The 26,293-nt window shown below is 33.9% G+C and carries 27 protein-coding genes; 14 read left to right on the top strand and 13 right to left on the bottom strand.

All coding sequences use genetic code 11. From position 1 onward, the window contains the following. The 5 genes from FNW38_RS03565 to FNW38_RS03545 form a co-directional block, all read right to left on the bottom strand. Positions 1-339 (bottom strand): transposase (locus tag FNW38_RS03565; RefSeq protein WP_143387520.1); only part of this gene is annotated, 339 nt, incomplete at its 3' end. A 137-nt stretch (positions 340-476) separates the two neighbouring features. Next, entirely contained in the window at positions 477-1,700 is a 1,224-nt protein-coding gene (locus FNW38_RS03560) for a type II toxin-antitoxin system HipA family toxin (protein WP_143387522.1), read from the bottom strand. A 2-nt stretch (positions 1,701-1,702) separates the two neighbouring features. Beyond that, entirely contained in the window at positions 1,703-1,981 is a 279-nt protein-coding gene (locus tag FNW38_RS03555; protein WP_143387521.1) for a helix-turn-helix domain-containing protein, read from the bottom strand. A gap of 273 nt (positions 1,982-2,254) precedes the next feature. Next, complete coding sequence (locus FNW38_RS03550) at positions 2,255-3,799, bottom strand: Rne/Rng family ribonuclease (protein ID WP_143385899.1); 1,545 nt, start codon at positions 3,797-3,799, stop codon at positions 2,255-2,257. Positions 3,800-4,113: 314 nt separating this feature from the next. After that, positions 4,114-4,434, bottom strand: a complete 321-nt coding sequence (locus FNW38_RS03545) for an HU family DNA-binding protein (RefSeq protein ID WP_262710382.1) — start codon at positions 4,432-4,434, stop codon at positions 4,114-4,116. 104 nt (positions 4,435-4,538) lie between these two features. Here FNW38_RS03545 and mutY point away from each other — a divergent pair, with 104 nt between their 5' ends. The 4 genes from mutY to gldD all read left to right on the top strand — a co-directional run bounded on the left by mutY (position 4,539) and on the right by gldD (position 8,043). Next, positions 4,539-5,576 carry an A/G-specific adenine glycosylase gene (gene mutY, locus FNW38_RS03540; RefSeq protein ID WP_144064457.1) on the top strand — a complete coding sequence of 346 codons (1,038 nt, stop codon included), beginning with the start codon at positions 4,539-4,541 and terminating at the stop codon, positions 5,574-5,576. Positions 5,577-5,624: 48 nt separating this feature from the next. Continuing rightward, complete coding sequence (locus FNW38_RS03535; RefSeq protein ID WP_143386061.1) at positions 5,625-6,065, top strand: single-stranded DNA-binding protein; 441 nt, start codon at positions 5,625-5,627, stop codon at positions 6,063-6,065. Positions 6,066-6,092: 27 nt separating this feature from the next. Continuing rightward, complete coding sequence (locus FNW38_RS03530) at positions 6,093-7,388, top strand: gliding motility-associated protein GldE (RefSeq protein ID WP_144066628.1); 1,296 nt, start codon at positions 6,093-6,095, stop codon at positions 7,386-7,388. Positions 7,389-7,479: 91 nt separating this feature from the next. After that, complete coding sequence (gene gldD, locus FNW38_RS03525) at positions 7,480-8,043, top strand: gliding motility lipoprotein GldD (RefSeq protein ID WP_144066629.1); 564 nt, start codon at positions 7,480-7,482, stop codon at positions 8,041-8,043. 64 nt (positions 8,044-8,107) lie between these two features. On the opposite strand, the gene FNW38_RS03520 is transcribed toward gldD, so the two are convergent. Continuing rightward, positions 8,108-8,491, bottom strand: coding sequence for a heavy-metal-associated domain-containing protein (locus tag FNW38_RS03520; protein WP_144066630.1), 384 nt, complete (start codon positions 8,489-8,491; stop codon positions 8,108-8,110). A 105-nt stretch (positions 8,492-8,596) separates the two neighbouring features. Between FNW38_RS03520 and FNW38_RS03515 the strand changes: the two genes are divergently transcribed. Further along, positions 8,597-9,463, top strand: a complete 867-nt coding sequence (locus FNW38_RS03515; RefSeq protein ID WP_144066631.1) for a DMT family transporter — start codon at positions 8,597-8,599, stop codon at positions 9,461-9,463. A 240-nt stretch (positions 9,464-9,703) separates the two neighbouring features. On the opposite strand, the gene FNW38_RS03510 is transcribed toward FNW38_RS03515, so the two are convergent. Then, positions 9,704-11,119, bottom strand: coding sequence for a M16 family metallopeptidase (locus FNW38_RS03510; RefSeq protein WP_235890127.1), 1,416 nt, complete (start codon positions 11,117-11,119; stop codon positions 9,704-9,706). 13 nt (positions 11,120-11,132) lie between these two features. Beyond that, positions 11,133-12,458 carry a M16 family metallopeptidase gene (locus FNW38_RS03505; RefSeq protein WP_144064458.1) on the bottom strand — a complete coding sequence of 442 codons (1,326 nt, stop codon included), beginning with the start codon at positions 12,456-12,458 and terminating at the stop codon, positions 11,133-11,135. Between the two features lie 264 nt (positions 12,459-12,722). On the opposite strand from FNW38_RS03505, the gene rplU reads away from it, so the two are divergent. Together rplU and rpmA are read left to right on the top strand one after the other, a co-directional pair. Continuing rightward, a complete protein-coding gene (gene rplU, locus FNW38_RS03500) occupies positions 12,723-13,145 on the top strand; it encodes a 50S ribosomal protein L21 (RefSeq protein ID WP_143385906.1) in 423 nt (140 codons plus the stop codon). A 23-nt stretch (positions 13,146-13,168) separates the two neighbouring features. Then, positions 13,169-13,435 (top strand): 50S ribosomal protein L27, encoded by a 267-nt coding sequence (gene rpmA, locus FNW38_RS03495; protein ID WP_026709571.1) that lies wholly within the window; start codon positions 13,169-13,171, stop codon positions 13,433-13,435. A gap of 310 nt (positions 13,436-13,745) precedes the next feature. Here the strand turns inward: rpmA and FNW38_RS03490 are convergent, their stop codons facing one another. Continuing rightward, positions 13,746-14,912 (bottom strand): ATP-binding protein, encoded by a 1,167-nt coding sequence (locus tag FNW38_RS03490; protein ID WP_143385907.1) that lies wholly within the window; start codon positions 14,910-14,912, stop codon positions 13,746-13,748. Positions 14,913-14,962: 50 nt separating this feature from the next. Between FNW38_RS03490 and FNW38_RS03485 the strand changes: the two genes are divergently transcribed. Beyond that, entirely contained in the window at positions 14,963-15,220 is a 258-nt protein-coding gene (locus FNW38_RS03485) for a 50S ribosomal protein L27 (protein ID WP_394344744.1), read from the top strand. Positions 15,221-15,336: 116 nt separating this feature from the next. On the opposite strand, the gene cysK is transcribed toward FNW38_RS03485, so the two are convergent. The 3 genes from cysK to ahcY all read right to left on the bottom strand — a co-directional run bounded on the left by cysK (position 15,337) and on the right by ahcY (position 18,119). Continuing rightward, positions 15,337-16,248, bottom strand: a complete 912-nt coding sequence (cysK, locus tag FNW38_RS03480) for a cysteine synthase A (protein WP_143385908.1) — start codon at positions 16,246-16,248, stop codon at positions 15,337-15,339. A 216-nt stretch (positions 16,249-16,464) separates the two neighbouring features. Beyond that, positions 16,465-16,602 (bottom strand): hypothetical protein, encoded by a 138-nt coding sequence (locus tag FNW38_RS17410; protein WP_185963069.1) that lies wholly within the window; start codon positions 16,600-16,602, stop codon positions 16,465-16,467. Positions 16,603-16,802: 200 nt separating this feature from the next. Continuing rightward, positions 16,803-18,119 (bottom strand): adenosylhomocysteinase, encoded by a 1,317-nt coding sequence (ahcY, locus tag FNW38_RS03475; protein WP_144064459.1) that lies wholly within the window; start codon positions 18,117-18,119, stop codon positions 16,803-16,805. 304 nt (positions 18,120-18,423) lie between these two features. On the opposite strand from ahcY, the gene FNW38_RS03470 reads away from it, so the two are divergent. From FNW38_RS03470 to FNW38_RS03445, 6 genes are all read left to right on the top strand, one after another. Continuing rightward, positions 18,424-19,095 (top strand): 4'-phosphopantetheinyl transferase family protein, encoded by a 672-nt coding sequence (locus tag FNW38_RS03470; protein WP_144064460.1) that lies wholly within the window; start codon positions 18,424-18,426, stop codon positions 19,093-19,095. A 149-nt stretch (positions 19,096-19,244) separates the two neighbouring features. Further along, positions 19,245-19,958: a geranylgeranylglyceryl/heptaprenylglyceryl phosphate synthase gene (locus FNW38_RS03465; protein ID WP_143385911.1), complete on the top strand. Its 714-nt coding sequence runs from the start codon at positions 19,245-19,247 to the stop codon at positions 19,956-19,958. 131 nt (positions 19,959-20,089) lie between these two features. Further along, positions 20,090-20,725 carry a nicotinamide riboside transporter PnuC gene (gene pnuC / locus FNW38_RS03460; protein WP_143385912.1) on the top strand — a complete coding sequence of 212 codons (636 nt, stop codon included), beginning with the start codon at positions 20,090-20,092 and terminating at the stop codon, positions 20,723-20,725. Continuing rightward, complete coding sequence (locus tag FNW38_RS03455; protein ID WP_143385913.1) at positions 20,674-22,800, top strand: DUF4301 family protein; 2,127 nt, start codon at positions 20,674-20,676, stop codon at positions 22,798-22,800. The genes pnuC and FNW38_RS03455 overlap by 52 nt, the downstream gene beginning before the upstream one ends. A gap of 2 nt (positions 22,801-22,802) precedes the next feature. Next, the gene (gene arfB / locus FNW38_RS03450; RefSeq protein ID WP_143385914.1) at positions 22,803-23,207 is read left to right on the top strand and encodes an alternative ribosome rescue aminoacyl-tRNA hydrolase ArfB; all 405 of its coding nucleotides are present in this window, start codon (positions 22,803-22,805) and stop codon (positions 23,205-23,207) included. A 276-nt stretch (positions 23,208-23,483) separates the two neighbouring features. Next, positions 23,484-25,688 carry a TonB-dependent receptor gene (locus FNW38_RS03445; RefSeq protein ID WP_143385915.1) on the top strand — a complete coding sequence of 735 codons (2,205 nt, stop codon included), beginning with the start codon at positions 23,484-23,486 and terminating at the stop codon, positions 25,686-25,688. A 60-nt stretch (positions 25,689-25,748) separates the two neighbouring features. On the opposite strand, the gene FNW38_RS03440 is transcribed toward FNW38_RS03445, so the two are convergent. Further along, a complete protein-coding gene (locus FNW38_RS03440) occupies positions 25,749-26,162 on the bottom strand; it encodes a Rieske (2Fe-2S) protein (protein ID WP_143385916.1) in 414 nt (137 codons plus the stop codon). Positions 26,163-26,293 lie beyond the last annotated feature (131 nt).

Genomic DNA, 26,293 nt, shown 5'->3' with positions numbered 1-26,293 from the left:
ACGTAGTTTTCTAAATTTTGTCAACGAACTAGAATTGATAACATCGTCTTCTGGATTCATATCCAAAAAATATTTAAAGGACATATCGTAACGCGAACGTTCCACTACATCAACATCGGAAACGGTGTAAATTGTTTTAAGAAGCAAATACTTGAACATACGAACAGGACTTTCTGCCATACGCCCATTAGTGGTGCAGTATTTATTTAACAACTCGTCATAAATAAAGGAAAAATCAATTAAATCGTTGATTTTTCTTAATATATTTTCCTTTGGAACTATTAAATCATACAACGTAGAATGCTCGCTGAATTGTATTGTTTGTTGCTGTACTAACATCTAAAAACCCTTATAATTATAGCTAAATATACGAAAAAAGGAGCAGAAAAACTAAGATTTCTACTCCTTAAATTATTGTATTTATTCCTTAAAGGACTTTTTCAGTACCCTCATCTCACGAAAGGCGGTTTTTAGTTTTATTTGAATCTCAAACTACCACTTATCAATTTCATGGAATCGGTACTAATTCCATTATTTGACCCTAATATACCAAATTGAGAAATAGCTCCTTTTACCTCTTCAAAAATGGGGTTAGGATTTTTAATTCCGAAATGTTTGGCTAATACTGTCAAATGTTCCAAAGTTGGATTTTTACTTTCACCTGCAACGGTTGTACTGTGAAAACCATAAGACGAGTTGGAAAAAGTTAAATCATAAGCAGGTGCCAATTTCCAATAACCGTTTTTATCCATTAAAAAAGAAAAGTTTTTACTGTGGTCATCTCGGTTATGGGCTAAAACATTGAAAGTGGCTAATCGTAGGACTTTAATAAAAGCATTAAAGTCTTTTTCTAATGTGAAAGCGCAATCCATAATATGTCCGTAATCTAAAGTGCTCATTCTGAAATTGTCATGCAATAATCCGGCTACAGAATGCAAGTGAAGTTTTTTATTATGAATTCGGTCAAACCGTTTGCTTCCAAAGAAATACTTGCCTTTTTTACTTTTAAACAATCGAAATTCATTGACTTCAATTCCGGCAGCTTGTGCCATTTGATTGTAAGTGTATTCAATTAAAGCAATGTCAGCTAAATCATTAGAAGATGGAAATTTTACTATCCAATGTTCAAAACCTTCCGGTAAATCAGATTTTCCATAAAGCAATTCTTTGGTATTTGGGTTAAATCCAATCAATATTTTTGGCCTTGCACCGCCCGATGAACCGCCAAGTTTAAATAGTTCTTCAATTACATCTTCTGAAGTTCCGCTGAGAACGGTTTCAATTTCATTGGAAATCTGATCTAAATCTACCGCATTAAAATTAGTGTAGCTGTTTACATATTCAGGCTCGTAAGAAATTGCTCCAACACTGTTTTTATCTATGTAAGCCAATCGGTCTAACGGAGTAATATCGTTTAAATTGACTCCCATGGAGAGCAACTTTCTGTCTAACAATAATCTGCCCCAGCCATCAGGAATAGAATCTGAAAAAACACCAAAGAGCCCCTCAAAATGAGTTTCTTTTGGTGCTAAAATGGCATTGGATAATTTCATTTTAAAAGGGGAAATTTCTAATCCGCATAAAATAAAATCCGGATGGTATTTGAAATAGATTTTGCCTTGGTTTTCTACCATAGTTCCAATTTCGGTTTTAGCATCATCCAGATTTAGAAATGCTTTTATTTTCTGGATTCTTTCCATAATTATCGGTTAAATAATTTTTCTATTTCTTTCAAATCTTCGTTGGTTTTAAAAACGGCATCAAAATCATCTAATCTGTCAAAAAGATGTGCCAGTCTAAGTAACGATGCTAAAGATATTTCTCCTGTGTGCTCAAATCTCTTAATACTTCCCAACGAAACTCCTGATTTATCTGCCAATTCTGATTGTGATACCTTTTTATCTTTCCTAATTTCCCGCAACCTTTCAGCTAGTTCCAATTGAACTTGTGAAGGTGTTTTGTTTATGGAATAATTTTTCATTTATAGCTAATATATTAGTCAAATATATAGTTTTTATGTGTAAATAGCTAATATAATAGCTAAAAATATCAGTCATAAAACCATGTACTAAGCCAGATTACTTCATATTTTTAAGGAGTTCAGTGAATTTCATTTGAAACGAATAACTGGACACGAGCGAAGCGAACTGACGAAGTAAATTGCTCCTGATTGCCTCGCTTCTTTCACAATAACGCATAAAAAAACCGCCAATCTCACGAAAGGCGGTTTTTTATTCTGAATTTATTTCAGAATCTATTCTATAATAACATTTTCTTTTTTATCGTAGAAATGATATTCTAAATACGTGTAAGCGTCACGAGGTATGATTTTCACCCACTTTTTATGTTCAAGAAACCATTTTGAACGTAATGATGGAAAACCTTTGGTAAGGTATGCTGCCACAAATGGATGTACATTAAGTACCACTTCTTTGTGATTTTTTAAAACTCTTTCTAAATCAGAAGCAATTTTATCAATGATTAATATTGGAGCTTCAATTTCTCCATTTTCATTGTTTGGATCTTCTTCTCTAGTTTTAATATTTACTTCTGGTCTTACTCTTTGTCTTGTAATTTGGACTAATCCAAATTTGCTCGGAGGTAAGATTTTATGTTTTGCTTTATCATCGCTCATTTCTTCCCTTAGGAATTCGAACAAAACTTTACGATTTTCAGGATTTGACATATCGATAAAATCAACTACAATGATACCGCCCATATCACGAAGACGCAATTGTCTTGCAATTTCAGCAGCGGCAATCATATTCACTTCCATGGCCGTATCTTCCTGGTTGGTAGCCTTATTAGAACGGTTTCCGCTATTTACATCTATAACGTGCAAAGCTTCAGTGTGTTCGATAATAAGATAAGCCCCTTTACTCATGGATACTGTTTTTCCAAAAGAAGTTTTGATTTGTCTCTCTATGTTATATTTCTCAAAAATAGGCGTATCATTTGATTGATAAAACTTAACAATTGATTGTTTTGAAGGTGCAATTTCTTGCAAATAATCCTTCGTTTGGTTGAACAACTCTTCATCATCAATTTGAATACCACTAAAGGTATCATTAAAAACGTCTCTTAATATTGAAGATGCTCTGTTGAGTTCTCCTAATACCTTGGACGGATGATGAGCAGTTGGTAATTTTTTACACATTGCAGTCCATCTGCTGAGCAGGTTCTGCAAATCTTTTTCTAATTCGGCTGTATTTTTGCCTTCGGCTACTGTGCGAACAATAACACCAAATCCTTTTGGTTTGATGGATTGTACTAATCGTTTCAAGCGTTCTTTTTCCTTTTTGTCTTCTATTTTTTGCGAAATAGAAACGCGGTCAGAAAACGGAACTAAAACTATAAATCTTCCGGCAAGAGAAAGCTCAGCGCTTATTCTTGGACCTTTGGTAGATATAGGTTCTTTAACGACTTGTACTAAAATAGATTGATTAGCACTTATTACATCAGTAATAGTACCATCTTTATCTATCTCTTTTTCAAACTGAAAGGTTTTTAGGGAGAAATCTTTTAATTTACCTGCGCTTACAAGTTTTATGAATTTCAGTTGGGAAGATAAATTAGGGCCTAAATCGTGATAATGTAAAAAAGCATCTTTTTCGAAGCCTACATTTACAAAAGCAGCATTAAGTCCAGCAACGGGTTTCCTAATTTTGGCAATAAAAATATCACCTACTTGGAAGTTGCTTTTTTCTTCTTCTTTGTGTAATTCAATTAGTTTTCCATCTTTTAATAAGGCAAAATCTACTGCTTCAGAACTAGATCTAATGATTAATTCTTTATTCACGCTGTAAATTTTTTATCTATTCGCCGAGGCGAACAAATGGATTAAACAATATTTTAACAGGTATTGAACCCGGGGAAAATTAGCTGGCAGTTTGTAGTGTTAAGTACGCAGTTAACTGAATACTAAAAACTGAATACTGATTACTAACTTTCGATTTCAATGAACGTTTAAAAAGAAAAAAGTAGTTTAAAACTACTTTTTCTTTTTGTGACGGTTAGCTCTCGCTCTTTTTTTACGTTTGTGAGTCGCTACCTTATGTCTCTTTCTTTTTTTACCGCTTGGCATATCTTGAAGATTTATGATTAATTAATATATTATTTTGCTTCGTTGTTTATTTTCACTCCTTCAACAAAAACCTTTGCAGGCTTGAAGGCTGGAATGTTGTGTGCAGGAATTTTTATTGTTGTATTTTTAGAGATATTTCTACCTGTTTTTTCAGCTCTAGTTTTTACGATAAAACTTCCAAAACCTCTTAAATAAACGTTGTCTCCAGTTTCTAATGAATTTTTTACTTCATTCATAAAAGTCTCTACAGTTGCTTGCACATCTCCTTTTTCAAGACCTAATTTTTCTGAAATTTTTGCTACGATATCTGCTTTCGTCATTTTCTTTCCTATTTTATTATGTTGTACTATTTTTTTGAGTTTGCAAATATAGGAATTTAAAAAACAATTATTCAAGCTAATTCATTAAATTTTAATAACATAAACTTTTACTTTTGCCAACAAATAATTAAAACATGACTTTTTCTAACTTGTTAATACAATGGTATTTACGTAACAAGCGCGATTTGCCTTGGCGAAATACTACCAATCCTTATTCTATTTGGCTCTCGGAAATCATGTTGCAACAGACACGGGTTGCTCAAGGAATGCCTTATTTCCTGTCTTTTACAGCTGCGTTTCCTACTGTTTTTGATTTGGCGAAAGCCAATGAAGAACAAGTTTTGAAACTTTGGCAAGGCTTGGGATATTATTCTCGTGCCCGAAATTTGCACAAAACGGCTCAACATGTAGCGGATGAATTATCGGGAGTTTTCCCTACTACTTATAAGGACTTATTGAAATTAAAAGGAATTGGAGAATATACCGCAGCTGCAATTGCTTCTTTTTCTTACAATGAAGTGGTTCCTGTTGTTGATGGGAATGTATTTCGGGTTTTATCACGCTATTTTGATATAGAAACTAATATTGCTGCGGCTTCCGCCAAAAAGGAATTTGCTGCTCTGGCTTTTGAATTAATGACGAAAGATAATCCAGCCATTTTTAATCAAGCCATCATGGAGTTTGGGGCTTTGCAATGTGTTCCTAAAAGTCCTAATTGCAGTATTTGTGTTTTTAACGGAAGTTGTGTCGCTTTGCAAAAAAACAAAGTTGATCAATTGCCTGTAAAGTCTAAGAAACTCAAAGTAAGGAATCGCTTTTTTAATTATTTAGTTCTTAATGATGAAAATAATAATACAATAATTCAAAAGCGAACTGGCAAAGGAATTTGGCACAATTTGTATGAATTTCCTTTGATTGAAACCGAAAAGGAAGAAGACTTCGATTTTATTTCAACACAAATACAAAAAGATTTTGGGACTAATTATGAAATTATAAGTGTTGCTGAATGTAACGAAAAAAGCATCATTCATAAATTATCACACCAACATTTATATATCAAGTTTTGGAAAGTGAATATAAAAGGAGCCATCAAAAACGGAATAAACAGTACCGATTTGAAAATGTTTCCATTCCCAATTGTGATTCATAATTTTATTGAAAAGGATTTATAAAGTTTCTAAAAAAATGTATCTTTGGTAGAAATACAATTGTACTATATTATGAACGGAACGTTGAATAAAGTTATGCTGATAGGTCATCTTGGGGATGATGTCAAAATGCATTATTTTGATGGAGGAAATTGTATCGGTAGATTTCAATTGGCAACAAATGAGGTTTACATTAATAAAACAACCAACGAAAAAATCACTTCTACAGAGTGGCATAATTTGGTTGTGCGCAATAAAGCGGCCGAACTTTGTGAAAAGTACCTTTCAAAGGGAGATAAAATATATGTTGAAGGGCGATTAAAATCACGTCAGTGGCAAGCGGAAGACGGATCAACTAAATATACAACCGAAATTCAAGTGACCGAATTTACTTTTTTATCCACTAAGAAGGATAACGAGAATAACAAACAAAACCAAAATTCAGAATCCGTAAAAAACGCTAACTTTGACCCTCAAAACAACGGTTTGCCGGTCAATGATTTGCCGTTTTGATTGTTTTTATAACTAATCTTTTTTAATTTGGACCCAGAGCCCAGTTTATTTTTTGCTTACGCCATAGACACTGACTTAGTGTTTGGTTTTGTCGGGATATTTGCCTTACTTTTTTGTTCTGCAATAGTTTCAGGAGCAGAAGTAGCATTATTTTCGTTGTCACAAAAAGACATTGACGAAACTTTGGAAGGAAATGCTTCAAAAGGAAAAATCATTTCTGAACTTTTAGAAAAACCAAAAAAGCTATTAGCGACACTTCTTGTTGCTAATAATTTCATCAACATTGGAGTTGTAATCTTATTTTCATTTGTTGGAAGAAATTTATTTGTCGCTATAACTTCACCTATTTTAAAATTCATTCTCGAAGTAATTGTAGTGACTTTTCTATTGTTGCTATTTGGAGAGGTTTTGCCAAAAGTGTATGCCAGCAGAAACAACATTAAGTTTGCTAAGTTGATTGCCTATCCCGTTGTGGGACTTGATAAATTACTTTCTCCAATAAGTTTACCCATGCGCGCTGCCATTATCTATTTGCATAATAAATTAGGGAAACAAAAAACAAACTTCTCCGTCAATCAATTGTCTCAGGCGCTGGAACTGACAGCCTCAGATGAAACTTCTTCAGAAGAGCAAAAAATATTAGAAGGAATTGTGAGTTTTGGAAATACAGATACGAAGCAAGTTATGAGTCCCAGAATTGATATTTTTGCTTTAGAAATAGATGAAATTTTCTCAGTTATTTGCCCAAAAATTATAGAAAAAGGATATTCCAGAATTCCAGTTTATCGGGATAATATTGATCAAATAGAAGGTGTTTTGTTTGTGAAAGATTTATTGCCTCATATAAATACGAGTGAATTTGATTGGAAGTCATTATTGAGAGAACCGTTTTTTGTTCCTGAAAATAAAAAACTGGACAACTTGCTGAAAGATTTTCAAAGTATGAAAAGTCATTTGGCTATTGTTGTTGATGAATACGGCGGAACTTCTGGTTTGGTTTCTTTGGAAGATGTAATCGAAGAAATCGTTGGTGATATCAGTGATGAATTTGATGATGAAAATATTAATTTTTCTCAAATTGACGATAAAAATTATCTTTTTGAAGGGAAAATAAATCTCAAAGATTTCTATAGAATTATAAATGTGAATGAAGATTTATTCGAAATTAAAAAAGGGGAAGCCGAGACATTAGCCGGATTTATTCTTGAAATTTTAGGGAATTTTCCAAAAAAAGATCAAAAAATCTCATTTGAAAACTGTCTGTTCACGATAGAAGTGGTAGATAAAAAACGAATTAAACAAATAAAAGTAACGATTGATTAATTCCTCCCCCTAACCCCCTCCGAAGGAAGGGGAATCATTGCGGAATGTGTTTCTTTTGAAAAATAAAAGATTAAATAAATTTAGAATAAAAATGTTAAAAAAAACAATCACTTTTTCGATAATGGTATTGGTGTCATTCTTGAGTTTTAGTTGTAAAGACGATGTTGTGCCCAAACCATCAAGCTATTTGCGGTTGGATTATCCGGAAGCAAAATATGTAAATTTCGAAAACGAATGCCCATTTGCTTTCGAAATGAATTCGGATGCTGTTATTAAAGGGGAGAAAAATTGTGGGTTTACTATTTCGTATCCAAAAATGAAAGCCACTATTTATCTGACGTATAAACCAGTGAATAATAACATTAATAAATTGTTGCGTGATGCTCAAAAACTCACTTATGAACATGTTATAAAAGCAGATGATATATTGGAACAACCGTATTTGAATCCCGGCAAAAAGGTGTACGGCATGTTTTATCAGGTTGATGGGAATGCGGCAACCAACTCACAATTTTATGCAACGGACAGTACCAAACATTTTGTAACGGGTTCCGTTTATTTCTATACAAAACCTAATTTTGACTCCATTATGCCGGCTGCAAGTTATATCAAAAACGATATGCAACGGTTGATGGAAACTTTGAAGTGGAAGTAATTTCATAAAAAAAGCATTCGCCACCAGACGAATGCTTTTTTTATGAAAATGTAAAAGTCGTATTTTACGACTTCATATTCGAAACAGTATATGTTTTACCATCTGCGGCGGCTTCTACAACTTTAGTTAATTTTTCTGGAGTTTGAATCGTTTTGTCAAAAGTTACGGTAGCTAATTTTGTATCAAAATCTACCGTTGCTTTTTGAACTCCTTCAAGTCCGGTCAAATCTTCTTGAATTGTTTTGGCACAACCTATAGCACACGACATTCCTTCTACTTTGAAACTCGCGGTTTGCAGATTGGCGGTTGCAATTTCTTTTTTAACTTTCGGTACAGTTGTTTCTGTTGAAGCCGTTGTCGTCGAAGTGGTTTCTACAGTGTTTTTTTTGCAACTTACAAACAAAAGACTGGTAAGCGCTATAGCTGCTATTGATTTTGTGAAATTCATTTTCATGGAGTTTAAATTAATTATCTAATAATCAGCCACAAAATTAATAAAAAAAAGGTACGGTATTTCATAAAATAATTACAATTTTGGGGCAAAATTATGTTTATGGATTCGAAACAATTGAAGTGGGTTTACTTGATGATTCTTGCCTTGGTTTGGGGAAGTTCATTTATATTGATAAAAAAAGGATTGGTCGGCTTAACTGCTTTACAATTAGGATCCTTGCGAATCATTTTTGCTGCGGTTTTTCTTTTGTTGATAGGTTTTAAAAGTTTAGCAAAAATCCCAAAAGAAAAATGGAAATATATTGCCTTAACTTCTATGTTTGGGACATTTATTCCAGCCTATCTTTTTGCAATTGCCCAAACCGAAATCGACAGTTCCGTAAGTTCGATCCTGAATTCCTTAACGCCTTTAAATACTTTAGTTTTGGGAACTTTGGCGTTTGGATTACAGTTTAGGCGAAATCAATTTTTTGGAGTGTTAATTGGCTTAATTGGAAGCGCTTTGTTGATTTTGAATGGCGCTATTCATCATCCGGAACAAAATTACTATTACGCTATTTTAGTTCTAATTGCTTCTGTTTGCTATGCTGTGAATGTCAATTTGTTAAAAAAATATTTGCATGATTTGGGTCCGTTGAGCATTACTACCGGTAATTTTGCTTTTCTGTTGTTACCAACAATAAGTATTTTATTTTTCTCTGGTTTTTTCGATGTAATCCATGTCGGTAAAGTGCAACATTCGGTTTTGTTTATCATGATTTTGGGAGTGGTGGGAACTGGAATTGCCAATATTCTTTTCTTTAAACTGATACAAATGTCTTCACCTGTTTTTGCCACTTCAGTAACGTATTTGATTCCTGTAGTTGCTTTCTTTTGGGGATTATTAGATAATGAAATGCTTACGCCGGTTCAATTTTTTGGTGCTTTTATTATTTTAATTGGAGTTTATTTGTCAGCCAAGAAATAGTGTTCAGTATTCAGATTAGAGTATTCAGCTTTCAGAAATTTGCAATTTGTTTGATATTGAAAATTGTTATTCTTTTATATGCTTGTCTGTAATTATACTTGATTTTTTTAGCCACAAATTACACGAATTTTCACTAATTTCTTTTTTACTATCTTCAAAAAATCTGTGTAAATCCGTTTTATCTGTGACATCCGTGTGCTATTTCAAATTTTAGGTGGTCATAAGGATAAGTATTTTCTTTTATTTGTAAACTGGCTTCTCTACTGGATTGCCATAATTATCAAAATAAAATATAGGGATTTTTAGTTTTTCCAATCCAGGAATCACTTCCGATCCTTTTCCTGCGATTATAATTCGGGTATTGTCTATAAGGAAATATTTGTTGGCGGCACGAAGAATATCATCTGGTGTTACGGCATTTATGGTTTTGATGTATTTTTCATAAAAATCAGCAGGGAGATCTTCGGTTTCTATGTTTAAGGCGTATCGTGCTATTGCTTGTGGTTTTTCTACTTGCATTACAAATCGTCCAATGTATCCGGCTTTTACATTTTTAAGTAATTCTGCTGATACTTTTTCGGTTCTGATTTTTTTAATTTCTTTGATGAATTCTACAACGGAACTATCAGTAACGATACTTTTTACAGCAGAAGCTGCTCTCAATTTAGTTACGTATTTTCCAGTGCCAATGATTGCATTTGCACCATATGTCCAGCCGTGTTTTTCTCTTAAATTCATGTTTAAATAACTACTGTAATCTCCTCCAAGAATATAAGTGGCAATAACTGCGGGGAAAAAATCAGCATCGCTCATTTTTAAATTTACGGTATTCACCAATGAAATCTCCGATTGTACGGCATTGGGAACATCTACAAAATTGATTTGGGTAAACGGCACATTTTGCGGTGCGGCATACGTCAGCTTTGGCGTGCTTCTTTTTCCCCATGGACCAAAAAGTCTTTCAACAATAGGTTTTACATCATCATATTTAATATCTCCAATAATCACTAAATATCCATTTTCGGGTACAAAATAGTTTTGATAATTGGATTCAACATCCGCAAGCGTTACGTTTTTAAGTGTTTCTTCGGTCATGTATTCGCCAGAAGGATGATTTTTTCCAAAGGCAAGCGCATCAACCACTCTGTTAGCAATTGCAGGCACGCTTTTTTCTTGGGCTTTGAGTCCTTCTAATAATTTGGCTTTCTCTTTGTCGAATTCTTCTTGGGTGAATTTGGGGTGTAATGCTCCGTAAGCCATGAGTTCCAAGATTCTCCCTGAATATTTAGAAAGGGAACTGGCATAAGCGCCTTGTGAACTAAAGTTGATATTGGCACCCAAAAAATCAATTTCTTCATTGAAAGCATCTTTTGCAATTTTCACACTTCCGTTTCCTATCAGGTTATTGCATAATTCATCGACACCTTTTTTATTGCCTTCTGCAAATGGAGCGTTGTCTAATGCAAGATTAAAAGTTACTCTGGGTAATTTGTGATTTTCTACAATCATTACTTTTAAACCATTGTCTAAAGTAAAGGTTTGTGGTTTTTTTATATTTACGACTGGAGAAGTTCCAGGTTTTGGTTGTGGACGATTTTGTGCCTGCATGATTCCTGTTATGAACAAAATGAATAATAGAATAGTTGTTTTTTTCATGATTGAAAAGGTCTTAATTTCGAGCCTCCGCTTTTGAAGGAACATAGTCCAAAATAAGTCTTTGATTTGGATTTAAATATTTGTTGGCTACATCTCTAATTTCTTCACGCGTTATGGAATGAAACAGATCAATTTCCGTATTAATTAAATGCACATCGCCATAAAGCAAATAGTAAGTCGCTAGATTTTCAGCGATTCCTTCTAAGGTTGCATTTTTGTTTACAAAGCGATTGTCAAACGTATTTTTTAATTTTTGAAAATTTTTCTCAGAAATCAATTCGGTCTGGATTTTTACAATTTCCTCGTCAATTTCTTTTATTAAATCAGCAGAAGTGTGCGTTCCCATTGGCAAACCATACAAAATATACATTCCGTAATCTTCCTGACTAAAGCCAACAGCGTCTATTTGTAAAGCCATTTTTTTATCATCAACGATTTTCTTGTATAATTTTGAGCTTTTTCCATCACTTAAATAGGACGAAATCAAATCCAAGACTCTGGCATCTCTTGTTTTCATCGAAGGAGTCCTATAAGTAGCCACAACCATTGGAATTTGAATATTTGGATCCTCGTATGTTGCTCTTATGGTTTGTGTAATCGGTTCTTCAACAAAAGTTTGTTTTTTTATTTCTTTCCCTTTTTGGATTAATCCAAAATAGTTCTGAATCCATTCTTTAGCTTTTGTTTTTTCGAAATCTCCTGCGACAACCAGTACGGCGTTGTTTGGAATATAAAACTTCTTATTAAAAGCTTGAAATTCTTCTAAAGTGGCAGCGTCTAAATGTTCCATCGAGCCAATAGTGGTCCAGCGATACGGATGGTTCTTGAATATATTTTCTTTTACGGCTCCAATAATGTTTCCATAGGGCTGATTATTAAAGCGACTTCTTTTTTCTTCTTTTATCACCCCGTTTTGAGTATCAACGCCAATTTTATTGATTACGGGATGCATTAGTCTTTCGGATTCCATCCAAAGTGCCAATTCTAAATTGTTAGAAGGAAATACTTCATAATAATAAGTGCGGTCATCAGAGGTGTTGGCATTATTTATTCCGCCATTCGAAGTGACGATTTTAAACCATTCGCCTCGTTTGATATTTTCGGTTCCTTCGAATAAAAGATGTTCGAAAAAATGGGCAAATCCTGTTCTGTCCGGTGTTTCATCTTTAGAGCCTACATGATACATTACGGAGGTTACTACGACCGGTGCCGATGGATCATTGTGCAATATGACATGCATGCCATTATCTAAATCATATTCTTCGAAAGCTATTTTTTGAGCCGAAGCTATTCCTCCCAGCATAAGCGCAGTACTTAACATTATTATTAATTTTTTCATACGGATTAATACATTTCTATTTGCAATAGATAAAAACGAAAAATATTTCTACTTCAAAAATACCTTTTTTTAGTCATGATTGTCTGATGATTTAAAATTTCGGTTAATTTTAACAATTTTCGACTGGATGAATACCGTTTAAGAATACATAAAGTATTGAAAAACAAAGTTTAAAATAGGGAAAGTATTTTTTTGCTTGAGGGATTGCAGGATAAATATTTAATTGTATATTTGCAACCTTAAAAATTATTAAAACAATTCAGTATGTATGCAATCGTAGAGATAGCAGGGCAACAGTTCAAAGTAAGCAAAGACTTAAAGGTTTATGTTCACCGTTTAACTAATGAAGAAGGTTCAAAAGTTTCTTTTGACAAAGTTCTTTTATTAGATGATAACGGAACTATTACTTTAGGCGCCCCAGCTATAGAAGGTGCTTCAGTAGAAGCTAAAGTGTTACAACACTTAAAAGGAGATAAAGTTATCGTTTTCAAAAAGAAAAGAAGAAAAGGATACAAAAAGAGAAACGGTCACAGACAATATCTTACTCAAATTGTAATTGAAGGTATTACTGGTGTTGGTGCTAAGAAAGTAGCTCCTAAAAAAGCAGCAGTTGAAGCAACTACAGAAGAAGTTGAAGCTCCTAAGAAAAAGGTAGCTAAAGCTAAAAAAGAAGATACACAAGAATAATAACAAAATAAAACTAATACGTCATGGCTCACAAGAAAGGTGTCGGTAGTTCTAAGAATGGTAGAGAATCAGAATCAAAACGTTTAGGTGTTAAGATTTTTGGTGGTCAAGCTGCTATTGCTGGGAACATCATCGTAAGACAAAGAGGTTCAAAACATAATCCAGGTGAAAACGTTTACATTAGTAAAGATCACACGCTACACGCAAGAGTAGATGGAGTTGTTAAGTTCCAAAAGAAAAGAGATAATAAATCATACGTTTCTATCCTTCCATTTGAAGTTGAAGCATAATTACTGCGATTTCTATTATTACAAAACCCGTTGCTTAGGCTAACGGGTTTTTTGTTTTTTCCTCACCCCATCCCGAAGCCTCGGGACTCTCCGAAGGAGAGGGAGCCGAGAAGGGAAATGAAATTTGATATTTCGAAGCGTTGATTGTGAATCCGCTATCGAATAGGAGGCAATCCGCGCAGTCGAGATCAATAAATACATTTATATTTTAGTGGTCAAAATCCGCTTGAGCTGATAAGGATTTCGCTAAGGTATTCGCGTGTTTGGATGAAAAAACGGTGGCTACAAATAAAATTAATTTTTATGATAATTAGGAATTAAATTCCTTAATATCTGGTAAATTATAAATAGTGCTAACTTTATATTTACTTCTTTCTTGATTTTCCACACCTCCATATATCAGATGTAAGTTTGTTTTTTCGTTTAAGGATTTAAAAAAATCAAGCCCTTTAAAAAAGTTTTGATTGATTGTTTTTCCTGATTTTATTTCAATCGCATCCAGTTGCATTCCTGATTCTATAATTACATCTACTTCGTTCTGGGAGTGATCTCTCCAAAAGAAAAATTTCGCATTAGCAGAACTATTAATAGCATTTTTTTGCAATTCAGAAATCACTAAGTTTTCAAATATAGCACCTTTTGCAAAATGAGATTCTAAATCATTTTCGTTACGAATCCCCAATAAATAAGACAATAATCCAGTATCGTAAAAATATATTTTAGGGGTTTTAATGATTCTTTTATTAAAGTTGGAATGATACGGCTGTAATCTAAAAGCAATAAAAGAAGTTTCTAATAATGAAAACCAAGAATTAATAGTCTTGTTATCCAAACCCAATTCGTTTCCTAAACTACTTTGATTAAATAGCTGCCCTGCTCTTCCAGCTATTAATTGTATGAATTTTTGAAACAAGTCTAAATTTGTTATGTTTTTAAGCAAACGAACATCTCGTTCTATATACGTTTTTATATAATTTCCATAATAATCTGTTGCACTAATGTCTTGAATTATTTTCCTCGGATAGCAGCCCGATATAGCATAGCTTTCCCATGTTTTTGGAGTATAAATGCTGTTTTTTAATTCACTGTAAGATAAAGGTAAAAGCGAAAAAATGGCAACCCTTCCTGCCAGTGATTGTGCTATTTGCTCCATCATAAGGAAGTTTTGCGAACCTGTAATAATATACTCTCCATTATTATTTCTTTCATCGGTTACGACTTGCAAATAAGAAAATAAACTGGGCACATTTTGAATTTCGTCTATAATGGCGCCATTTTTATATGTTTCTAAAAACCCGATTGGATCCGTTTTGGCAAATTCTCTGTCCGATAAATTTTCTAAATTCACATATTTATAGTTGGGCTTCAGTATCTTGGACAAGGTAGTTTTGCCAGATTGTCTGGGACCTGTAATGGCAATTATTGGAAATTTTTCTATTAATTCCGAAATTTTTATGGCAAGTGCTCTTGGTATCATCTTGTAAAATTAGGAATTCAATTCCTAATTTGCAAATTTCAAAAATAAAAATAACAAGATTCGATTTTGATGAAGTATATTCATTCAAACGAATCAAAACGTTTAGCGTTACCATTTTTGGTGGACAAGCTGCCATCGCAGGGAACATCATCGTAAGACAAAGAGGTTCTAAACACAATCCAGGTGCAAATGTTTACATCAGTAAAGATCACACACTACACGCAAGAGTAGATGGAGTTGTTAAGTTCCAAAAGAAAAGAGATAACAAATCATACGTTTCTATACTTCCATTCGAAGTTGAAGCATAATTGATGTGTTTTTACATTTTTTGTTTAAAAAAGCTCCTAGACTTTTAAAGGCTAGGAGCTTAGGTGGTATTTATTATTTAACAGCTTTTATCTTTCAAAACTTTAAGTTTTTAGGCTTAAAACAAACCTTCGATAGATAAATATCTTTCGCCTGTATCATAATTAAACGTGAGCACAACTGCTCCATCTGGAATAGTTTCCAGTTTTTTGGACACCGCGGCTAATGATGCTCCTGTTGAAATCCCCACAAGAATCCCTTCTTCTTTAGCAATTCTTCTGGCGTATTCGAAAGACTCGTCTTTGCTTACTTGTATTACTTCATCAATTAAATCATTGCGGTAAATGGATGGAATAAAACCTGCTCCAATTCCTTGTAAAGGATGAGGCCCTGGCTGGCCACCACTTAGCACTGGAGATAATTCAGGTTCAACGGCAATTACTTTTAGATTAGGGAATTTATCTTTCAATACTTTTGCTACGCCAGTAATGTGTCCGCCTGTTCCAACGCCTGTGATGACATAATCCAAACCATTAGGAAAATCTGCAATAATTTCTTGTGCAGTTGTTTTTTCGTGAACTTCAACATTTGCTGGATTGTCAAATTGTTTTGGAGACCAAGAGTTCGGGGTTTCTAATACTAATTCGGCAGCTTTTTCAATCGCTCCTTTCATCCCTTTCTCGCGAGGAGTAAGTACAAATTCAGCGCCATAAATTTCCATTAATTTTCTGCGTTCTACGCTCATTGAATCGGGCATTACCAGAATAACTTTGTATCCTTTTACAGCGGCTACCAATGCTAAACCTATTCCCGTGTTTCCTGAAGTAGGCTCAATAATTACACTTTCGGAATTCAACAACCCTTTACTTTCGGCATCTTCAATCATTGCAAGCGCAATTCTATCTTTGATACTATTTCCCGGATTCGATCTTTCTAATTTAATCCAAACTTCTTTGCTGTTTCCAAACAGCTTGTTGATTTGAACCACTGGCGTGTTTCCAATGGTTTCTAAAATGCTTTTTGCTCTCATATTTGGTATGTTATATTCTAAGCTCGATTTGTGATTAGTGTTTTTAAGTGATGGCTAATTTACGAAAAAATAGAGAACGGATTAAATTGGTGAGAAAACAAAATTATTGGCCGTGAGATGTTTTCGGGTGTAAAAAAAAACTCCTAGACTTTTGAAAGGTTAGGAGTTTTGGATGTTTTATGTTGCTCGTGAAGCAAACTTTGAAGGGAAGGACTATTATAGCACATCGAGAAGTTCTCTTGGAGGTTTGGCTTTTAATTTTCCTTGTTTTACAAGAATAAGAATGACAACTGCCTCTTTAACTTCTTGTATCAAAAGGTTTTTTTCTTCAGAAATAGGATTTACTTTTTTCAAAAAAGCAAGATTACGCAATACTTCAAGTCCAAAGGCTGCTTAACTATCGGGAATTTCTACCAAAACTTGTATAGTGCTATTTTACAAGGCGTTACAAATATAAGGGAAATAACATTTTACAACCAAAAAACCCTCGCATCGCTGCAAGGGTTTCAAATCTTAAATGGGATTCCTCCTTTCGTCGGAATGACAATTATGGTTTAATATCTGTAATATTCTGGTTTGAATGGACCTTCAACTGGAACACCAATATAATCAGCCTGATCAACACGTAACGTTTCCAATTCAACACCTAATTTAGCTAAGTGTAACATCGCTACTTTCTCATCAAGGTGTTTTGGTAACATGTATACGTCATTGTTGTATGCCGCGCTGTTTTTCCACAATTCGATTTGAGCTAGAGTTTGGTTTGTAAATGAGTTACTCATTACAAAACTTGGATGACCTGTAGCACAACCAAGGTTTACTAAACGACCTTCGGCAAGGATAAGAATGTCTTTTCCAGCGATAGTATATTTATCAACTTGTGGTTTGATTTCAATTTTTGATGCACCGTGGTTCGTGTTCAACCAAGCCATATCAATTTCGTTATCAAAATGTCCAATGTTACAAACAACAGTTTTGTCTTTCATTTTTTCGAAATGACTTCCCAAAACGATATCTTTATTTCCAGTTGTCGTGATGATGATATCAGCATTTCCAACAACAGTATCTAATTTCTTCACTTCAAAACCGTCCATTGCTGCTTGAAGCGCACAAATTGGGTCAATTTCGGTAACAGTAACAATAGAACCGGCACCTCTGAAAGAAGCTGCAGTTCCTTTACCTACATCACCGTATCCACAAACAATTACTCTTTTTCCGGCTAGCATCAAGTCGGTAGCACGACGAACCGCATCAACAGCCGATTCTTTACAACCGTATTTGTTGTCAAATTTCGATTTAGTAACCGAGTCATTAACGTTAATTGCAGGCATTGGCAATGTTCCGGCTTTTACTCTTTCGTACAATCTGTGAACACCAGTGGTAGTCTCTTCTGATAATCCTTTGATTCCAGCAACCAATTCCGGGAAACGGTCAATAACCATATTTGTCAAATCTCCACCGTCATCAAGAATCATATTCAATGGTTTTCTGTCTTCACCAAAGAATAATGTTTGCTCAATACACCAGTCAAAATCAACTTCGTTCAAACCTTTCCAAGCATAAACTTGAATTCCTGCAGCAGCAATTGCCGCAGCAGCCTGATCTTGAGTAGAGAAAATGTTACAAGAACTCCAAGTCACCTCAGCACCAAGAGCAATAAGTGTTTCAATCAAAACCGCAGTCTGGATTGTCATGTGCAAACATCCTGCAATACGAGCGCCAGCAAGTGGTTGTTCGTTTTTGTATTCCGCACGAAGCGCCATTAAACCTGGCATTTCAGCTTCTGCTAGTTCAATTTCTTTTCTTCCCCAAGCCGCTAGAGAAATGTCTTTAACTTTGAAAGCCACAAAAGGCATAGTTGTAGTACTCATATTTTATTTTATAGTATATTTGTAATTACTTCGTCCGTTCGTCCGCCGCGGCGGACTCGGGTGTAAAATTTTTTGCAAATTTACGGAATAACTTTATAATTTAACTATTTTCTAAAAGATTTATGAATTGTTTAATCCGCTAATCTTTTGAACATTAACTAAATAATTTTTTTAAGCTGGACTTGTTTCAGTTTCTGGAGCTATTTCCCGTTATTCGCTATATCTTTTTATCCTGAAACAAGTTCAGGATAAAAAGGATGCCGCTGCTACCGGGGCTAAAAAACGAAACCATAACCATAACACGATGCCGCTTTTCAAAACCATACATGTCAATTCCACCACCCAAATCCTTGTTTGGAAAGTAACCGAAACCTATGCGGAATTGTTCGGACAAGTGGTTTTAAACGATACCAATCGCATCCGGCTTGACGGAATGAAATCCGAAATGCAACAACGCGCCTTCCTGAGTGTTCGCAAATTATTGCAGGAAACGGGTCATACGGATTTGGATTTGTATTATGACGAATTCGGGAAACCGCATCTCAATGGAGAGAAACACATTTCGATAACACATTCCCATAATTTTTCGGCAATTATCATTAGTGACGAAACCGTAGGAATCGATATCGAATTGCAAAGAGACAAAATCATCCGAATCGCAGATAAATTCTGTGACTCGGAATTTCAATTCTTATCCCGAAGCTTCGGGACTGAAAAAAAGGAGGAATATATTCGGAAACTGACCGTGATTTGGGGCGCCAAAGAAGCCATTTTCAAAATTCGAAACGAAAAAGGAATCAGTTTCAAAGACCATATTAAAGTCAATGCTTTCGATTTAGAAGTTAAACAAACTATTGCTGAACTTCACTTTGATAGTTTAGTAAAAGATTTCAAGGTTCATTTTGAAGAAATAGACCCGAGCGATAGCGAACAGGCGAAGCAAAATTTCACTTTGGTTTATGCCTTTGAAAATTAGTGTTTATTTGTTTCAACAATGCCCCCGCAAACTTGTCATTTCGACGAAGGAGAAAACCCACACTAAGAGATTCCTCCTTCGTCGGAATGACAAACAAGTATCAAGCCACAGTAATCAGTTAAATAATCCGCGTCGTCTGCGTGCCAAAAATGACAAACATTTATAACGAAATCATCCAATCGAAAGTCGAAAGTCAAAAACTGCTAGCCATTCTTCTCGATCCTGATAAAGTAGTTTGGGAGAATTTAGCCGTTTTAATTTCAAAAATCAATCAATCACCAGCCACGCATATTTTCATTGGCGGAAGCCTTGTTACAACTAATATTCTAGATGATTTAATTGTAAAACTGAAACAAAACAGCACTTTACCAATCGTCCTTTTTCCCGGAAATCCATCCCAAATTTCAACAGAAGCCGATGCAATTTTATTTCTGTCGCTAATCTCAGGAAGAAACCCAGATTATTTAATCGAACATCAGGTAAATGCGGTTCCAATTTTGAAACAAACAGATTTAGAAGTAATCTCGACCGGTTATATTTTAATCGAAAGTGGCAATGAAACCGCGGTTGAACGCGTTAGTAAAACCAAACCATTGGATCGGAATGATATTGATTATGTAATTCAAACCGCACAAGCCGGTGAAATGCTCGGTAATAAATTGATTTATCTTGAAGCGGGAAGTGGTGCAAAACAAGCTGTTCCTCTCGAAATGATTAAAAAAGTTGCTCAAAATATTGAAATTCCATTAGTTGTTGGAGGCGGAATTGTAAATTTGCAAGGGATTCAAAAGGCGTATCATGCAGGAGCTGATTTGGTAGTTATAGGAACTGCCTTTGAAAACGACATTAATTTTTTTGATTAATGAAGTTTTTTAAAAATCAAAAAAGAAAATGCATAAAACAAGAACTCCTATTTCTACGTCCCGGCTCCCTCTCCTCTGGAGAGGGTTGGGGAGAGGTTCTTTTAATTCTGAAATCAACAATCTAAAATTTAATGATAGAATACTTTTTTTCTCAATACAAAGATTACCCAACATTAGATATTGTTTTGGAAATTGTAGCAGTAATTTTTGGGCTATTCAGTGTTTGGTATGCTAAAAAAGACAATATTTTAGTTTTTCCAACAGGATTAGTAAGTACATTTATTTATGTTTACCTACTATGGAAATGGACTTTATGGGGCGATATGATGATTAATGGGTATTATTTTGTGATGAGTATTTATGGATGGTACCATTGGACAAGGAAAAAAGGCGACACCGTTGAATTTCCAATTTCAAAAATTTCCAATTATGAAAAAAGAATTGCCATAATTATTTTTATATTTACGGTCGCATTTGTGGTTTCGGTTTATCATTATTTCGGTAAATTCACTACTTGGTATGCTTATGTTGATACCTTTATAACAGGTATTTTCTTTATTGGAATGTGGTTAATGGCAAAAAGGAAAATTGAAAATTGGATATTTTGGATTATTGGAGATGTAATTTCCATTCCCTTGTATTTTATAAAAGGTTTTACTTTTACAAGTTTTCAGTATCTAGTATTTACAATTGTTGCCGTTTACGGTTATTTAGAATGGAAGAAAACCTTAGACAGTTCCCAAAAAATGGAACTACAGAAATCATAAAAATTGCTCTTTTTGGCCCCGAAAGTACGGGCAAAACTACATTAGCAAAACAACTCGCCGAATATTATAAAACGGAATGGGTTCCTGAGTTCGCACGAGATTATCTTCAAGAAAAATGGAATGAAAATCAACTTATTTGTGATGTTGATGACATGCTGCCTATTGCGTATGGTCAAACCCAATTGGAAAATAAAAGTGTTTTAATCGCTAATAAATATCTCTTTTGTGACACTAATTTAATGGTGACCAAGGTTTTTTCGGAAGTGTATTATAACTATTGTGATCCATTATTGGACCAAGCGGCTCTTGAACACGAATACGATTTATTTTTTCTGACTGATATTGACGTTCCTTGGGAAAAAGATGATTTAAGAGATAGCCCTGAAAAAAGAGAATCTATGTTTGCGGTTTTTAAGCAATCCTTAATTGATAATAAAAAACCATTTATAACGCTTTCGGGAGACAAGAATTTACGATTAAACAAAGCCATTTCTATCATTGATGATTTGACAGAAGCTAAGAAAATGGGTTTTTCTTCTGTTGATTTTGTACAAATTTATGAAAATGAAATTCCATTAGAAAACATCAAACAACAATTGAGTTTTTTTAGAAATGGAATAGCAAAGAGTAATCTGGTAGGACCCGCAACTTTGTTTAACGGCATTTTAAAATTATCTGAAAATGATTTTCAAGAAAAAGCGACGTTTTTTGATGAAAACAAATCAAATTTAAAATTGGAAAAATTCGTTCCTGCATCGGGAGCGGCAAGTAGAATGTTTAAGTTTTTGATTGCTTTTTTGAAAGACTTTGATGTTGAAAATGAAAGTATTAATGCTTATATAAACAGAAAAAAAGATACAGAACTATCTATTTTTATAGTGGGCTTAGAAAAATTCCCGTTTTTTAAGGCAATTGATGAAAAGTTGAGAGAAGAATTTCCTGACTTTGATTCGCTCAATAGAGATTATAAAAACTATTATTTTATAAAGTTACTTTTAGCTAAAGATTTCTTTGATTTTTCAAGCAAACCTAAGGGAGTACTTCCTTTTCATAAATACAAGACCCATATCGCAACGGCTTTAGAAGAACATTTGTATGAATGTGCTTATTATTCGAGTTCAAATAATAATTCCCATTTGCATTTTACGGTTTCAGAAGTCCATCAAAATCAATTTGAAAATATAATTGATACTATAAAAGGTTCGATTGAAAAACAATCTGGGACAACCATTACTACGAGTTATTCATATCAAAATAAGAATACAGATACTCTTGCAGTGGATTTTGAAAACAAACCATTTAGGGATGAAAATGGACGATTGTTTTTTAGACCGGGAGGTCATGGCGCTTTGATAGATAATTTGAATAATCAGGATGCCGATATTGTTTTTATAAAAAACATTGATAACGTAATTCAAAATCACATTCAAAAAATTGCTTTATATAAAAAAGCATTAGCAGGAATTTTAATAGAAGTACAACAACAATTATTTAAGTACTTACGCGCAATAGATGCTAAAGAAAACCAACAAGAAAATAGTGATGAGATCTTACTTTTTTTGGCCGAAAAATTAAACATTAAAATTTCAGACGATTTTTACAAACTGGATTTAGAAAATAAAATCAACAGACTTAGAGTTGTTTTAAACAAACCTATCAGAGTTTGTGGAATGGTAAAAAATGAAGGGGAACCCGGTGGGGGACCTTTCTGGGTAAAAGATGAAAAAGACGCAGTTTCATTGCAAATTGTTGAAAGTTCTCAAGTGGATTTATCGAATGAGAGTCAACAGAAAATCCTCGATAGTGCTACTCATTTTAATCCTGTAGACTTAGTTTGTGGAATTAAGAATTATAAAAAAGAAAAGTTTGATTTAACTCAATACGTTGATCATAATAGTGGTTTTATAGTGGAGAAAACTACTTTTGGAAGAGCTATTAAATCATACGAATTACCTGGATTATGGAATGGCGCTATGGCAAACTGGATTACCATATTTGTTCAAGTGCCTTTAATTACCTTTAATCCGGTAAAAAGTGTAAATGATTTATTAAAATCGGCACACCAGCCTCAATAAAATTGGAAAAAGAAAAAATCATATCAGAGTTAAGTTTCAAAGCCGTTCGCAGTAGCGGTGCTGGCGGACAAAATGTAAACAAAGTTTCCTCTAAGGTAGTTTTGACTTTTGATTTGAAAAATTCTCAAGCCTTGACGGAAGAGGAAAAATTGTTGCTGGAAACTAAATTGTCTTCAAGGTTAACAACAGATTTAGTTTTGATTTTGAACTGTGACGAAGATCGAAGTCAACTTAAAAATAAAGAAATTGTAATCAAGCGATTTTTGGAAATAGTAAAAAACGGGTTAATTGTTCCCAAAGAGCGCAAACCCACCAAGATTCCGAAGTCAGTTATTCGAAAGCGAATAAAAGATAAAAAGAATGTGTCTGAAGTCAAGAAAAACAGAAAAAAACCTAATTTAGATTAGTTCGGTTTTACTTTTATTTTCTAAAACTTTAAACTTTAAACAAAAAAAACTACTTTTACGCCGTCTCAAAGGGGTGCTTAAAATCTGAATTTATTTCAGATTCTGAATCAAGTTCAGAATAAAGCTGAGATTATACCCAAAGAACCTGGACAAGTAATGTTGTCAAGGGAAAAATGACAAAAAAACAGCGTACACACTGCTTTATTTGTCATGGAAAACAAGCTTTATTAATTAAACAAAGAATAATTCCCCCTTTTATTCGTAATCTTTTTACGGATGAATACTATTTCAGTCTCAAAGTCTCAAAGTTCCAAAGTCTCAAACTTCAAGAATCTGACATATTATATGTCTTTTGTCTTTCTTCTTGCATCTTTTATCTCTTTTTCTCAAGTCAAAGACACCACCAAAGTAAACCTACTCGATGAAGTCCTGGTTTCAGCTGTTCGAGTTACTTCAAAAACACCGGTTAGTTTTAGTAATTTGGATAAAAAAGAAATCAAGTTCAGAAACTTAGGTCAGGATATTCCTATTTTGATGAATTATTTACCGTCAGTTGTCACTACTTCTGATGCTGGAAATGGAGTAGGATATACCGGAATCCGCGTTCGTGGTAGCGATGCAACAAGAGTAAATGTCACTATCAATGGAATTCCTTATAATGATTCGGAAAGCCATGGGACCTATTGGGTGGATATGCCAGATTTTGCCTCTTCGGTGGAGAGTTTGCAACTGCAACGCGGCGTAGGGACTTCAACCAATGGAGCAGGTGCTTTTGGAGCCAGTTTGAATATGTTGACGGATAGTTATGCTAAAGAAAGCAATGGCGAAATTTCTAATTCTTTTGGGAGTTTCAATACTAGAAAGCATACTGTAAAATTCAGCACGGGATTAATTAATGACCATTTTGAATTAGCTGGACGTTTGTCTGCTTTGAAATCAGATGGTTACATCGACAGAGCAAGTTCTGATTTGAAATCTTATTTTCTTCAAGGAACCTATGTTGGTAAAACCACATTAATCAAAGCTCTGGCTTTTGGTGGAAAAGAAAAAACGTATCAATCGTGGAATGGGATTGATGAAGCTACTTTAAATAGCGATAGAACGTTTAATTCAGCTGGAATTTTTACGGATGAGTTTGGTAATACTAGATATTATGACAATGAAACGGATAATTACCAACAAGATCATTATCAATTGCATTGGAATGAAAAAGTGTCCAAAAATTGGGATACTAATTTAGCTTTTCATTACACCAAAGGAAAAGGGTATTATGAAAATTATAAAGAAGATGCTGATTTTGCTGATTATGGATTACAGCCAGTTGGTGCAATAACTACAACCGATTTAATTCGTCAAAAATGGTTGGATAATGATTTTTACGGAACTACATTTTCTGCGAATTATGCAGATGAAAAACTGGATGTTATCTTTGGAGGCGGTTACAACAAATATGAAGGAGATCATTTTGGGAAAGTCATTTGGGCACGATATGCTTCTCAAAGTGAATTGGGAGATCATTATTATGATGATTTTGCTTCAAAAACTGATGGGAATGTTTTTGCGAAAGCCAATTATCAAATAACAGAGAAATTAAGTTTATTCGGAGATCTACAACTTAGAAATGTACATTATAAAGCCAATAGTCCGGAAACAGGTTTTGTAAATGATACTTTTAATTTTTTCAATCCAAAAGCAGGATTGAATTTTGATATCAATGCTAAAAGCAAGTTGTATTTCTCGTATGCCAGAGCCAATCGTGAACCAAACAGAACCGATTATGAAAACGGAAGTCCAAGACCGGAAAAACTAGATGATTTTGAGTTAGGATTGCGTCACGCTTCTGCAAAAGTAAAATGGAACGCTAATATTTATTACATGGGGTACAAAGACCAATTGATTCTAACAGGGGAATTGGATGATGTAGGAAGTCCTATTAGAAAAAATAGTGGAGATAGTTACCGTTTAGGACTTGAGATTGATGCCACTATTGCAGTTTTAGATAATTTAATTATTCGTCCTAATGTTACTATAAGTACAAATAAAAATAAAGATTTTTACTTTAAAAGAGATGGTGTTTTATCGTCTTTGGGAGATACAAACATCGCTTATTCTCCGAATTTTATTGCGGGTAATATTGTGACTTTTATGCCAATAAATAATCTTCAGGTATCTTTGTTGTCTAAGATTGTTGGAGATCAATATATGGGGAATATAGATTCTGAAGCGTCTAAATTAAAAGCCTATTATGTAAATGATATAAATGTTTCTTATGAATTTAAGCCTAAGGCAATTTTCAAATCAGTATTGTTGTCTGGCTTAGTAAATAATATTTTTGACTATAAGTATGTGTCTAATGGTTATTTCTATACCTATGATGATGATGATTATTCTAATCCACCGGCAATTACAACAATCGAAGGAGCTGGCTATTATCCTCAAGCTGGAATTAACTTTCTTGTAGGGTTAACATTGAAGTTTTAGATTATAAGAGTTCTCTATTTTTAAAGCCTGGAAGTTGAAAATTTTCAGGCTTTTTTTAATTTAATTATATACCCGCAATACGTTTCCGTTCACTTCGACACGGTATTGTTTTAAGGGATATTGTAAACTTCCTTGTCCCGTAAATAAACTATATTCTTTGCTGTCACAGGGACAAACTACATTTATTCCCTTTATAGTCATGGTAGAGCAGCTACTTAAGGCCTGATTGGGACAAGCGGCATCGAATGCATTATAGCCACTTCCTGTATTGAATACAAATATGCCTTTGGCGCCTACTCCCGAATAATAAATAGCATTACTTGGATACTGAAGATTAGAATAAGCGGGTAAATTCATGTTGATATCTAGAGTAAAACTATAATTTGGGAGGTATGGATTTTTATTGTCAAAACCATTGTCGCTACAACTAAATAAAAAAGAAATAATAAGGAAAAGTAGGATGTATTTTTTCATTTTAAAATATAGTAAAAGAATTAGCGAAACAAATTTAATTTATTTAACTTTGAATTATATATGATTAACATATATTTATAGGCTAAAAAAATTAATAGTATCTTTGTGGAAAGAAATCCCGTCCTGATGGG

This window comes from Flavobacterium gawalongense, assembly GCF_007097265.1.
Lineage (GTDB): Bacteria > Bacteroidota > Bacteroidia > Flavobacteriales > Flavobacteriaceae > Flavobacterium > Flavobacterium gawalongense.
This window is presented reverse-complemented; position numbering and strand designations above follow the sequence as displayed.